Annotated in this window: 13 protein-coding genes; 3 read left to right on the top strand and 10 right to left on the bottom strand. The window is 50.4% G+C overall.

Translation table 11 applies throughout. The annotated features are described in order from the left end of the window. Positions 1 to 6: 6 nt before the first annotated feature. The 8 genes from RQP18_RS04525 to RQP18_RS04490 all read right to left on the bottom strand — a co-directional run bounded on the left by RQP18_RS04525 (position 7) and on the right by RQP18_RS04490 (position 8,495). Positions 7 to 978 (bottom strand): bile acid:sodium symporter family protein, encoded by a 972-nt coding sequence (locus tag RQP18_RS04525; protein WP_342388974.1) that lies wholly within the window; start codon positions 976 to 978, stop codon positions 7 to 9. A gap of 235 nt (positions 979 to 1,213) precedes the next feature. Then, complete coding sequence (locus RQP18_RS04520) at positions 1,214 to 2,290, bottom strand: DUF4064 domain-containing protein (RefSeq protein ID WP_342388973.1); 1,077 nt, start codon at positions 2,288 to 2,290, stop codon at positions 1,214 to 1,216. 211 nt (positions 2,291 to 2,501) lie between these two features. Then, complete coding sequence (locus tag RQP18_RS04515) at positions 2,502 to 2,774, bottom strand: UPF0223 family protein (RefSeq protein WP_342388972.1); 273 nt, start codon at positions 2,772 to 2,774, stop codon at positions 2,502 to 2,504. Positions 2,775 to 2,839: 65 nt separating this feature from the next. Continuing rightward, complete coding sequence (gene lpdA, locus RQP18_RS04510; protein WP_342388971.1) at positions 2,840 to 4,246, bottom strand: dihydrolipoyl dehydrogenase; 1,407 nt, start codon at positions 4,244 to 4,246, stop codon at positions 2,840 to 2,842. A gap of 6 nt (positions 4,247 to 4,252) precedes the next feature. Continuing rightward, positions 4,253 to 5,587: a dihydrolipoamide acetyltransferase family protein gene (locus RQP18_RS04505; protein WP_342388970.1), complete on the bottom strand. Its 1,335-nt coding sequence runs from the start codon at positions 5,585 to 5,587 to the stop codon at positions 4,253 to 4,255. 20 nt (positions 5,588 to 5,607) lie between these two features. Continuing rightward, positions 5,608 to 6,585, bottom strand: a complete 978-nt coding sequence (locus tag RQP18_RS04500; protein WP_342388969.1) for an alpha-ketoacid dehydrogenase subunit beta — start codon at positions 6,583 to 6,585, stop codon at positions 5,608 to 5,610. A gap of 3 nt (positions 6,586 to 6,588) precedes the next feature. Then, positions 6,589 to 7,698: a pyruvate dehydrogenase (acetyl-transferring) E1 component subunit alpha gene (pdhA, locus tag RQP18_RS04495; RefSeq protein WP_342388968.1), complete on the bottom strand. Its 1,110-nt coding sequence runs from the start codon at positions 7,696 to 7,698 to the stop codon at positions 6,589 to 6,591. A 170-nt stretch (positions 7,699 to 7,868) separates the two neighbouring features. Beyond that, entirely contained in the window at positions 7,869 to 8,495 is a 627-nt protein-coding gene (locus RQP18_RS04490; protein WP_342388967.1) for a YkyA family protein, read from the bottom strand. A gap of 112 nt (positions 8,496 to 8,607) precedes the next feature. On the opposite strand from RQP18_RS04490, the gene def reads away from it, so the two are divergent. Next, the gene (gene def, locus RQP18_RS04485; protein ID WP_342388966.1) at positions 8,608 to 9,159 is read left to right on the top strand and encodes a peptide deformylase; all 552 of its coding nucleotides are present in this window, start codon (positions 8,608 to 8,610) and stop codon (positions 9,157 to 9,159) included. A 50-nt stretch (positions 9,160 to 9,209) separates the two neighbouring features. Here def and RQP18_RS04480 read toward each other — a convergent pair whose 3' ends face one another. After that, complete coding sequence (locus RQP18_RS04480) at positions 9,210 to 9,473, bottom strand: hypothetical protein (RefSeq protein WP_342388965.1); 264 nt, start codon at positions 9,471 to 9,473, stop codon at positions 9,210 to 9,212. A gap of 280 nt (positions 9,474 to 9,753) precedes the next feature. Between RQP18_RS04480 and RQP18_RS04475 the strand changes: the two genes are divergently transcribed. Continuing rightward, positions 9,754 to 9,969, top strand: coding sequence for a DNA-dependent RNA polymerase subunit epsilon (locus RQP18_RS04475; protein ID WP_342388964.1), 216 nt, complete (start codon positions 9,754 to 9,756; stop codon positions 9,967 to 9,969). Further along, complete coding sequence (gene rnjA, locus RQP18_RS04470) at positions 9,969 to 11,648, top strand: ribonuclease J1 (RefSeq protein ID WP_342388963.1); 1,680 nt, start codon at positions 9,969 to 9,971, stop codon at positions 11,646 to 11,648. Before RQP18_RS04475 ends, rnjA begins: the two co-directional genes overlap by 1 nt. A 34-nt stretch (positions 11,649 to 11,682) precedes the next feature. On the opposite strand, the gene RQP18_RS04465 is transcribed toward rnjA, so the two are convergent. Beyond that, on the bottom strand, positions 11,683 to 12,342 hold the full coding sequence (locus tag RQP18_RS04465) for a potassium channel family protein (RefSeq protein WP_342388962.1): 660 nt from the start codon (positions 12,340 to 12,342) through the stop codon (positions 11,683 to 11,685). Positions 12,343 to 12,361 lie beyond the last annotated feature (19 nt).

Genomic DNA, 12,361 nt, shown 5'->3' with positions numbered 1-12,361 from the left:
GACTCATTATACATGTACTTCTTCATTTTTGACTGATTCTGCTCCTGTCTCATCTTCACGATATTTGCTCATCCACGTTGCGACCATGGAGCCGGAAATATTGTGCCATACGCTGAACAATGCAGCCGGCACGGCGGAGAGCGGTGAGAAGTGTGCTGCGGACAATGCCGCTGCGAGCCCTGAATTCTGCATGCCGACTTCAATCGATACCGCCTTCTGGTCGGCAAGATCGAAACGCAGCACTTTGGCCAGGCCGAATCCCACGAGGTAGCCAAGCACATTGTGCAGTATGACCACGCCGAAGATCAGGAGTCCGGACTGCATGATTGCCTCCGTATTGTTCGATACGACCGCTGCGACGACACCGACGATGCCGACCACGGAGATGAGCGGCAGAATGGAAATGCCCTTTTCAACACGATCGCCGAGCAGCATCCTCACCGCCAGGCCGAGTGCAATCGGAACCAGTACAATCTGGATGATCGAGATAAAGAGATCCATGAATGACACCGGAAGCCACGCACTTGCGAGCAGCAGTGTAAGCGCAGGTGTCAGGACCGGTGCAAGGACCGTAGATACCGCAGTTGCTGTCACCGACAGTGCCGTATTCCCTTTTGCCAGGAAAGTCATGACATTCGATGACGTTCCTCCAGGTGTACACCCGACCAGGATGACACCGACCGCAATTTCAGGCGGCAACTGGAAGAGTACGACCAGCCCGAGTGCCAACAGTGGCATGATCGTGTACTGTGACAGTACGACGATGAAGACCAGTTTCGGTGCTTTCAGCACCCTTTTGAAGTCCGTAAGCCTGAGTGTCAGACCCATGCCGAACATGATGATGCCGAGCAGCAGGTTTATGTATGGTGCTATCCATGTAAATCCTCCTGGCAGAACAAATGACAGGATCGCAAAAATGATGACCCAGATGCCAAACGTACTCCCTATGAATTGACTCAGTCTTGCCAAACCATTCATTCACTTTCCCTCCTCATTGGATAATGCTTGAAACTATAGAAAGTATCTTAACAGATAAAGTGGGAATAGCCTAGAGATTTTATTAAAATTTTTAGAATCTTTGAAATTATATTTTTACAATTGCATGGCTGGAGCCATTGGCATATTTGAATGAAACCGGTTACAAATGAAGGGAGTTCAGAATAAAAATTAAAGCCCCGGCTCGTGGAGCCGGGGCTGAAGCCATATCATTCAATTACAGAGTGTCATTGTTGCGGCGGTTGACATTATCCCGTCGCTCTCTCGTTGCACCGTAGTCGTAATCCTCTCCACGGCGATTCACTGATTCATCATCCGATGTGATTTCGCTGCCATCATCCCTTTCAGCACCGATACCACCCCGGCGTGCATACTCTTCTTCTATGACCGGTTCCGTCGTCTCCTGTGAATCGATGTTGCGGTCGACATAGCGGTCTTGGTCTTCACCACGTGAACCATATTCACCTTCCCTGTCCGACTGTGCATCGCGGGCGACGACACCTGAACGGTCGCCTCTGTCACTATCGTCCAGGCTACGGAATGTCCGTGTCTTTTCCAGGTCATCGTCCCTTCCGGTACGCTGCCTCTCATCAATTTCATCCGCATGCCGCTGTTTTTCACGGTCCTCTTCATACCTTCTGACAGGATCGTCTCCACGGCGGTTCACCTGATTGTCTTCCAGGTCCCTTTCCATATCACGGCGACGATCGTATGCTGCATCATCAACTGGTGCGCCACGTCTGTCATTCTGGATGCCATCTCCACGGCGTTCGGTGGCATCTCTTCTGTCGTCAAGCGGCTCCATGTCGTCATCATGGGTGATGACACGATCTTTTCTGACGAACAGAAGAATCGCTGCAATGACGAAGAATAGCGGAATCAGTCCAGTGATGACGAATGCAATCAGTGGTGCAGTCAGAATCCCTGCAATAAGGAGCAGGAATCCGGCAAGTATTCTGCGGCGCATCGTCAATAGTCCGAAAAGCCCGAGAATCAACGGTATCGCAAGATAAAGGGCAATCATCCAGACGTTATTCAGCCAGCCGACTGCCATGTTGGCAATCTCCCCCGGAGCTGCCCCCAGATCCTGACCCTGCTGTGCCAAGTTCTGGAATTCCGTCTCAAGCTGCTGTCTCAGATTATCAACGAATGCAGGATCGTTCATGGTGACCAGTGAAAAGAATAGAAGCAAAGCGGTAATCGCAAGCAGGCCGAGCCAGGCCAGCCACCCAAAAATCTTTTCAGCAATCCGGCTGACAGGTTCTACTGTTTGTGTGTAATTTTTTCTAGCCATGTTAACCTCCCAGATATTATGTCCTCATTTTGAATAATACCCTACCGTCGATATTTTAATCAACTCTGAGCGGTATATGTGGCTGGATTGATTATGCCGACCGAACCATCCCAGGCACACCCGGAACACTCAGTGACATCTGCAATGTCTGATATTTTCATTACTTCAGAAAAAACCTGCCCCCGGCTGGGAACAGGCTTGGTGTACAGGTCTATATTCTGATGACATCGTTATCATCGGCATCCTTGAGCAGTTTGACCGCCGGGTAGGACTCGAGGCCACTGTTTGATTTGAATTCCCTGAAAATGGTCTTCTCCTCGGCCTTTCCGGGAACAACCGTCTTGAAATTGTGGTACTTCCCTTTCAGTTCCGACGCGACGATGCCCTCGTCGTAAGCTTTTTCAATGGCCTCGAAGAATGCGACGACATCGATGATTTCATCTGTTGTCCAGTCGACATCTATCGGATAGCTGTATTCTTCCATACTCAGACTCCTATCTGTCAAAAATAAAGAAAGGGCGCCCATCCGGGCGCCCATGGTCAGTCCTATTACATAGTGTGGATCGGTTTGCCGAGCACAACGTCTGCCGCTTCCATTGGAATCTCTCCAAGTGTCGGGTGGGCATGGATTGTGAGGGCGATGTCCTCCGCCGTCATGCCGGTCTCTACTGCAAGACCGAGTTCAGCGATGATGTCGGAAGCACCTGTACCTGCCACCTGGGCACCAAGAAGCAAGCCGTCTTCTTTGCGTGAAACCAGTTTGACGAAACCGTCGGTTTCATTGAGACCCAGTGCACGGCCGTTCGCCGCGAATGGGAATTTGCCAGTCTTCACTTCGAATCCAGCTTCTTTGGCATCCGCCTCGTTGTAGCCTACAGTTGCAAGTTCAGGCTCGGTGAAGCAGACAGCCGGCATGCCGAGGTAGTCGACTTCGGATTTTTCTCCGGCAATCGCTTCTGCCGCCACTTTGCCTTCGTAGCTTGCTTTGTGGGCAAGTGGAAGACCTGGGACGATGTCGCCGATTGCAAAGATGTTCTTCACGGAAGTCCTGGACTGCTTGTCGACTTCGACAATGCCTTTGTCCGTCATTTTTACGCCGATTTCTTCGAGACCAAGTTCGTCCGTATTCGGGCGGCGGCCGACTGTGACGAGCACATAGTCCGCTTCGATCTCTTTCGTTTCGCCTTTGACTTCATAAGTCACCTTGACGCCGTCTTCCGTCTCTTCGGCTTCTTTGGCCATCGCCTCTGTTTCGATGGTCACGCCTTTTTTCTTGAGTTTCTTTTTGACAAGCTGCGTCATCTGTTTTTCGAATCCGCCAAGAATATCTTTCGCGCCTTCAAGAATCGTTACTTCAGTGCCGAAGTTTGCATAGGCTGTACCCAGCTCGGAACCGATGTAGCCGCCACCGATGACGACGAGTTTTTCCGGCTTTTCTTCAAGTGCAAGTGCACCTGTGGAATCCAGAACACGTTCACCGAATTTGAAGCCAGGAATCTCGATCGGACGGGAACCTGTAGCGATGATTGCATTTTTGAATTCATAAGTCTGGGACTGCTTCTCATCCATGACTTTCATTTTGTTCTCGTCAACGAAGTACGCTTCGCCTTTGACGATTTCAACCTTGTTTCCTTTGAGCAGGCTTTCCACACCGCCAGTGAGCTTTTTGACTACGCTCTCCTTGAAGGATTGCACTTTTGAAAAATCAAGTTTGACACCTTCGGTGATGACCCCCATGTCTTCAGAGTCCTGGGCCTGGTGGAAACGGTGGGAAGAAGAGATCATGGCCTTGGAAGGAATACATCCGACATTCAGACATACACCGCCAAGAACATCCTTCTCTACGATCGTCACTTTCTGGCCGAGCTGTGCTGCACGGATTGCTGCAACATAGCCTCCTGGGCCGGCGCCAACTACAATTGTATCGGTTTCAATAGGAAAATCTCCAACTACCATCTGTAATTATCCCTCCATTAATAGTAATTCTGGATTGTTAAGCAAACGTTTAACATGGTTCAGGGCGTTCTGTGCTGTCATTCCATCAATCTGTCTGTGGTCATAGCTGAGTGACAGGGCAAGCACAGGTGCTGCAACGATTTCCCCATCTCTGACAATGGCCTTCTGTTCGATACGGCCGATGCCGAGAATCGCAACTTCCGGCTGGTTGATGACAGGAGTGAACCATTGTCCACCTGCAGAACCAAGATTTGAAATCGTCATGGATCCGCCTTTCATCTCTTCGCCTGACAGCTTGCCATCACGTGCTTTTACAGCAAGATTGTTGATTTCATCGGAGATTTCAAACATGGATTTCTTGTCGGCATGCTTCACGACAGGCACGACAAGTCCGCGTTCTGTATCCGCAGCAATACCCACATTATAATAATGTTTCTGGATAACTTCAAATGTTTCATTATCGATTGATGTGTTGAACTCAGGATATTTCTTGAGCATTGACACAAGGGCCTTCACAACGTAAGGGAGGAATGTGAGCTTAATGCCCTGCTCTTCTGCAACACCCTTGAATTTCTTCCTGTGGTCCCATAGGGCCTGAACTTCGACTTCATCAAGATGCGTCACGTGAGGGGATGTCTGCTTGGAGTTCACCATTGCCTTCGCAATCGCTTTTCTCATGCCGCTCATCTTTTCGCGTGTTTCAGGGAAGTCGCCTTCAGGTGCAACCTGTTTCTCCTGCTTGCCTTCATCCTGCTCTTCGGATGCTTCCGCTTCCTCTTCAGAATCCGTGGAAGTCTGTTCACCGTTCATGAATGCTTCGATATCTTCTTTAAGCACACGGCCGTTCTTGCCACTGCCGGATACTTCGTTGATGTCGACATCATTATCGCGTGCAAACTTGCGTACAGATGGCATCGCGATGATACGTTCATCTGATTTGCCCTTGCCGGAATCCTTGGAGTCCTCTTCCTCTTCGGAAGCTTCCTCTTTTGGCTTTTCTTCCGTTTCATCTTCTGCTTCTTTTTCTTCCTTCTGCTCGGAAGATTCTTCTTTCTTCTCTTCCTTGTCCTCTTTTGCCGGTTCTTCTTCACCGGAATCTTCGGAGCCATCGTCGATCGTAACGATCGTCTCCCCTACAGTTGTCACTGTACCTTCTTCAACATGCAGTTTCTTGATCGTACCATCCACTGGGGATGGGATTTCAACAACCGCCTTGTCATTCTGCACTTCTGCAAGTACGTCGTCCTCTTTGATTTCATCGCCTTCACCTATGAACCACTTGACGATTTCACCTTCATGGATACCTTCACCGATATCCGGCAGTTTGAATTCAAATGCCACAGTATTTCCTCCTTTGCTGATTAAAAGTCCAATACTTGTTTCGCACGTTCGATGATATCATCCTTGTTCGGAAGCCATATGCCTTCTGCCTGTGTGAACGGATAGACAGTATCCGGCGCCGTCACACGCATGATTGGTGATTCAAGGCTCAGTATCGCACGCTCTGAAAGTTCAGCGGCAACATTCGCGGAAACACCCGCCTGGCGCTGAGCTTCCTGAATCACCACAGCCCGGTTCGTCTTCTCCACGGACTCAACGAGCGTGTCATAATCAATCGGAGACACTGTCCTCAAGTCGATGACTTCTGCAGAGATATCCTCTTCTGCCAATGCATCTGCTGCCTTGATTGCTTCCTGCACCATCGCACCATAGGCGATCAGGGTAATGTCTTCCCCTTCACGTTTGACGTTCGCCTTGCCGATTTCCACAGTGTAATCCTCTTCCGGCACATCTTCACGGAATGAGCGGTAAAGTTTCATATGCTCGAGGAATACGACCGGATCGTTGGAGCGAATCGCTTCGATGAGCAGGCCTTTCGCATCTGTCGGAGTGGAAGGGATGACCACTTTAAGTCCCGGTGTCTGTGCCATGAGGCCTTCAAGGGAGTCTGCGTGGAGTTCCGGCGTGTGTACCCCGCCACCGAATGGCGCACGGATTACGATCGGTGTCTCCTTGCTCGCCCCTGAACGGTGCCTATGGCGTGCTATCTGACCGGCGATGCCATCCATCGCTTCGAATACGAAGCCGAAGAATTGGATTTCGACAACAGGACGGAAGCCTTCAAGTGTGAGGCCAAGCCCCATTGAAGCGAGTCCACTCTCAGCAAGGGGCGTGTCGAAGACGCGCTCTTCGCCAAATTCCTTCTGAAGACCTTCAGTCGCACGGAATACACCGCCGTTTACACCGACGTCTTCACCGAAGACGAGGACATTCTCGTCATTTTTCAATTCCGTGGCCATCGCATCAGTGATTGCCTGGATCATTGTCATCTCTGCCATTGCTTATTTCGACTCCTTTTCTTTGTAGACTTCATACTGCTCTTCAAGGTTGGAAGGCATTTCGTCATACATATTTTCCATCAGCTGGGTAACAGTCTGTTTTTCAGTTGCATCTGCTTCCTTGACAGCTTTCTTGATGTCCTCTTTCGCCTGTTCCATCACTTCATTCTCTCTTTCTTCGCTCCAGAGTTCTTTCGACTCGAGGAAGGCACGGAAACGGACGAGCGGATCTTTCTTCTCCCAATCGGAATCTTCGTCGGAAGTCCTGTAACGTGTCGGGTCGTCCCCTGCCATCGTATGCGGTCCGTAGCGGTAGCACAGCATTTCTATTACAGTCGGACCGTCTCCTGCGACTGCACGGTCACGTGCATCCTTGGTCACCTTATAGACTGCAAGCGGGTCCATGCCATCCACGAGTACACCCGGCACACCTGAGGCCACACCTTTTTGTGCAAGTGTTTTTGCGGCCGTCTGCATCTCCCATGGTGTGGAGATGGCGTAATGGTTATTCTGGATGACGAAGATTGCAGGCGCCTTGTAGGCACTCGCAAAGTTGATGCCTTCGTAGAAGTCGCCCTGTGAAGTACCGCCGTCACCTGTGTATGTGATCGCTACAGCGTCTTTTTCACGCTTTTTGATACCCAATGCAACACCGGCGGTCTGCACATACTGTGCCCCGATGATGATTTGCGGGCTGATTGCATTGACGCCCTCAGGGAACTGGTTCCCTTTGAAGTGTCCTCTTGAGAACAGGAATGCCTGGGTCAGCGGCAGGCCGTGCCAGATCAGCTGGGGTACATCACGGTATCCTGGCAGGATATAGTCTTCTCCTTCAAGTGCATATTGACTCGCAAGCTGGGAAGCTTCCTGGCCGGCTGTCGGTGCATAGAAGCCGAGGCGTCCCTGTCTGCTCAGGGAAATTGAACGCTGGTCGAGCACGCGTGTCCAGACCATGCGCTCCATCAGTTCTACAAGATCATCATCCGACAGGTCCGGCATATAGTCTTCATTCACTACCTTGCCATCCTGGTCCAAAATCTGAAACATTTCAAATTTGCTTTCGATCTCTTCAAGTGTCTTGACCGGATCGAAGCTCTTTTTCTTCGGTGCCATAAACAGTTCACCATACCTTTCAAATTTTCATTTATCATCAGTTATCTTACCATATGCTGTTATAATAGTAAATAAAACCGAACTGTAACAGGGTCTTCAAAACCCTTTAAAATCAACGTTTTCTGTATCAAAACAGTATTATCTGTTATATAATACAGCGCTTCCATCACTTATGATTCAATGAGTGATTCTATCTCCTGTTTGATCTGGTTCACATTCTCGGTCTGCTCGCTGAAAGTCTGTGCGTCCTCCTGCACCTGCTGGTACTCTTCATCCAGATTGTTCAGCCGCTCATCTACCTCGTCCTGGGAGATGTCCTCTTCCCCGAGGTATTCGAAAATGCTCTTTTCACTTTCGAGGACGGTCTTATAGCTGCCGATCATGTCTCCATGTGCAAGATATCTCTCATCCATCGCATCCACCAGTGACTGGGCCTTCTCACGGTTGGATTCATTCGATATTTCGCTGATGTACTGTTTTGACGTTTCCATACGGCTTCTGCTTTCGCCCATGATGGCTACTTCCTCGTCGAGTTTGGCAATTCTGGCGTCTGCATTTTCCACCAGCTGGCCACTGATTTCAGTCAGCTCTTCCCTTGTGGCGGATTCGAGGGATTGCTGGAGTTCCGCTTTTTCAGTTTCCAGCTCGTCAAATTCTGCTGTTACATTCTCTATCTCCTTTTCCACCTCAACAGTCTCTTGAAACGCATTATAGAAATCCAGCAGTTCGTCCTCATCCGAGGAGCACCCCGCAAGCACTACTGAAAAAATCAGCAGGCTCCCTAACAGCTTCTTCATTTCCCTACCTCCGATAATCATTTTTTTAAGTATAATATATTTGAGAATCTCACGTTCCCCTGAGTATTATAGTATAATAAATAATAGTATAGATAAAACAGGAGGGTTTATTTTGTTGACAATGAAAGATATCGTACGCGACCCGGATCCGATGCTCCGGACAAAAGTCGCGGAAGTGGAAGACATAGATGAGGAGACGGTCTCGCAGCTCAAGGAGATGAGGGAGTATCTCGTCAATTCACAGAACGCGGAAATGGCTGAGAAATACGATCTGCGCCCCGGTGTCGGACTCGCTGCGCCCCAGGTCGGGCTCGACAAACGCATGCTCGCCGTCTACATCGAAGGTGAAGAGGGCGAGGTCGTCCACGACTACATGCTGATCAATCCGAAAGTGAAAAGCCACTCTGTGACCGAAACCTATCTCCCAAGCGGTGAAGGCTGCCTCAGCGTCGATGAGGAGATACCGGGACTGGTGCACCGGTATCAGAGAATCAGGGTCACGGCGACCGACATCCACGGCGAGCCGGTCGAGGTGAAGGCCAAAGGTATGCTTGCGGTCGTGCTGCAGCATGAACTCGATCATCTCGATGGCATCATGTTCTATGACCGCATCGACAAGGAGATGCCGATGGAACCCAAGACCGGGGCTGCCCCGGTGGAATAGACATGAAGCGGCTCGATCGAGCCGCTTCTTTTTTTTCTGCGGGGATAAGTTCAGATGAAAGCATCCCGCCTCTCTTTAAATGGCACATTGTTTTCGTACAGCTTTTCCTTCAGTGCCTCGAATGTTTCATGGTCCATGATTTCCGGGTCATGGTCATGGCGCTTCTTGTGCACGTCCCCTCCGGCATCGTGACCGTCATAAACATAGTTCATGACCACCATGTCCGGACGAATATTGAATTCCAGCATGACCATATTGCGATCCTGGCGCTCCCTCTCCAGAAGCACCCCTTCCAGTATACGCTTCTCCTTCATCTCTATCCCTCCATTCCCCACCATTATAAAGTCTTTGCATGTCCCCCGTCTATAATGTAAAATAAACTTAAGCTGATAAAGGGATGTGGTCTTCTTGCTCAAACGGTTGAGAAAAAGGCTGAAGCAGAGGCTTGGACGCATTCTCGGTAGGAAAGGGTTGCTGAACAACGAATTTATAAAGAGGGACTGACCCACCCTCTTTCCTGTGCCGCTTCTTACAGCGCACATCTTTAACGAACCGTAAGTCATGCAGATAACTAGCAAAAGGAGAATATACAAAATGGCAGTATTCAAAGTTTTTTTCCAGGAAGCACTGGATAGCCGCATCATCCGTGAGGACACCCTCACACGCTATTTCGAAGCGGAATCCGAAACGGAAGTCCGCAAGATTCTAAGCGACGCACCCTACAATATCGAATTCGTACAGGAACTGAGTCCCTCACACCTGGAATACGAAAAAGAGCATAACGATGATTTCAAGGTTGAAAACGTCTGATGGGACTTGAAAAAGGAGAAGTAGGCGTTTTTGCCCTCGGGGGACTCGGGGAAATCGGCAAGAACACCTACTGTATCGAATATAAAGACGAAATCATAATGATTGACGCAGGCATCAAGTTTCCGGATGATGAACAGCTCGGAATCGACTATGTCATTCCCGACTACACATATCTCAAGGAAAACAAGGAACGCATCAGTGCACTGATCATCACCCATGGCCACGAAGACCACATCGGCGGCATTCCTTTCCTGCTGAAGGAGATCAATGTGCCCATCTATTCCGGACCGCTTGCACTCGGACTCATCCGCAACAAGCTTGAGGAACACCACCTTCTGCGCACTGCAGAGCTCAATCCGATCAAGGAGGACACTGTGCTCAAATTCAAGCACATGTCCATCGAATTCTACCTGACGACGCACTCCATCCCTGAGGCGTATGGTGTAATCGTCCGGACACCGGAAGGCAACATCGTCCATACGGGTGACTTCAAATTCGACTTCACACCAGTCGGGGAACCTGCAAACATCGCCAAGATGGCGAGTCTCGGCGAAGAAGGCGTTCTCTGCCTCCTGTCGGATTCGACGAATGCGACAGTACCCAACTTCACAATCAGCGAAAAGGAAGTCGGCCAGAATGTCGAGGACATATTCAGGAAGTGTACCGGGCGGATCATTTTCGCCACCTTCGCTTCCAACATCTACCGTGTCCAGCAGGCAATCGATGCCGCGATAAAGCTCGACCGCAAAATCTGCATATTCGGCCGCAGTATGGAAAACAACATCAAAATCGGTCTTGAACTCGGCTATATCAAAGCGCCGCCTGAAACATTCATCGAGCCGAAGATGATCAACAGCATCGAGAAGCACAAGGTCATGATGCTGTGTACCGGATCACAGGGTGAGCCGATGGCTGCACTCTCAAGGATCGCCAACGGCACCCACCGTCAGATCAGCATCATCCCGGATGATACCGTCGTCTTCAGCTCCTCGCCGATTCCGGGCAATACGCTCAGCATCAACCGGACAATCAATGCACTGTACAAAGCCGGTGCAGATGTAATCCACGGCAAGCTGTCCAACATCCACACATCCGGACACGGATCCCAGGAGGAGCAGAAACTGATGCTCCGCCTGATGCGTCCGAAATACTTCATGCCGATCCACGGCGAGTACCGCATGCTGCATCTCCATAAGGAACTCGCAGTGAACACGGGAATGGATCCGGACGACATCTTCCTCATGGAGATCGGTGATGTCCTGGCACTCAAGCGTGACAGTGCAAGACACAGCCACCGGGTTCCTGCCGGCACCGTCTTCGTCGACGGCATCGGCATCGGGGACATCGGCAACATCGTCCTCCGCGACAGGAAAGATCTTTCGGAAGAAGGCCTGGCGATCGTCGTCGTATCCATCGACTTCGAGACGAAGACCCTGCTCAGCGGACCGGACATCATCTCACGCGGCTTCGTATACATGCGTGAATCCTACGGCCTCATCCGCAGTGCGGAGAAGAAGATCAAGGGCGATGTCATCAACCTTCTGAATACAAAGGAAAATGTCGAGTGGTATCACGTAAAACAGCTCATCATCGAAGAGCTGAGCAATCATCTCTACCGCAAGACCCATAGGAAACCGATGATCCTACCGACGATCATGAGAGTCGATCAGCAGAAATAAAAAAGTACATCCGGCGCTGCCGGATGTACTTTTTTTATCGGGTCAATGATTTTTCGAATCGGGTCAGGTCATCATCGTTGCCAATCATGATGAGGATATCCTCTTTCTGGATGTTGACTGTCGGGTCGGGACTGACGATGATGTCCTCCCCGCGCTTGATCGCAATGACACTGACGCCGTATTCTGCCCGTATGTCGAGATCGAGCAGCGACTGGTCTGCAAGCTTCTCCTCTGCCATGATTTCGACGATCGAATGCTCATCGGACAGTTCAAGGTAATCGAGCACCGAACTGGATGCAAGCTTATGAGCAATCCTCCGCCCCATATCCCGCTCCGGATGGATGACGAGATCGGCACCGATCTTTTCAAGCACCCGCGCGTGGTAGTCGTTCTGCGCCTTTACGCTGACCTTCTTGACCCCAAGGTCCTTGAGCAGCAGTGTCGTCAGAATGCTCGACTGGATGTTGTCGCCGATCGCCACGATGACATTGTCGAAGTTGCCGAGGCCGAGGTCCTTCAGCACCGTTTCATCGGTCGTATCCCCGATGACCGCCTGCGTTGCGATATCTATGAATTCATTGACGCGGTTTTCATCCACATCCACCGCCAGAACATCCATTTCCAGCACCCTGAGTTCACGGACGATGCTCCCCCCGAACCGTCCGAGCCCGATGACTGCATAATCTTTATTCATCTTATCACCTGTCCATCCT

Source organism: Salinicoccus sp. Bachu38, assembly GCF_038561955.2.
GTDB classification, from domain to species: Bacteria; Bacillota; Bacilli; order Staphylococcales; family Salinicoccaceae; genus Salinicoccus; species Salinicoccus bachuensis.
Note: the sequence above shows the minus strand (reverse complement) of the source record. Positions and strands in the feature narration are given on the sequence as shown.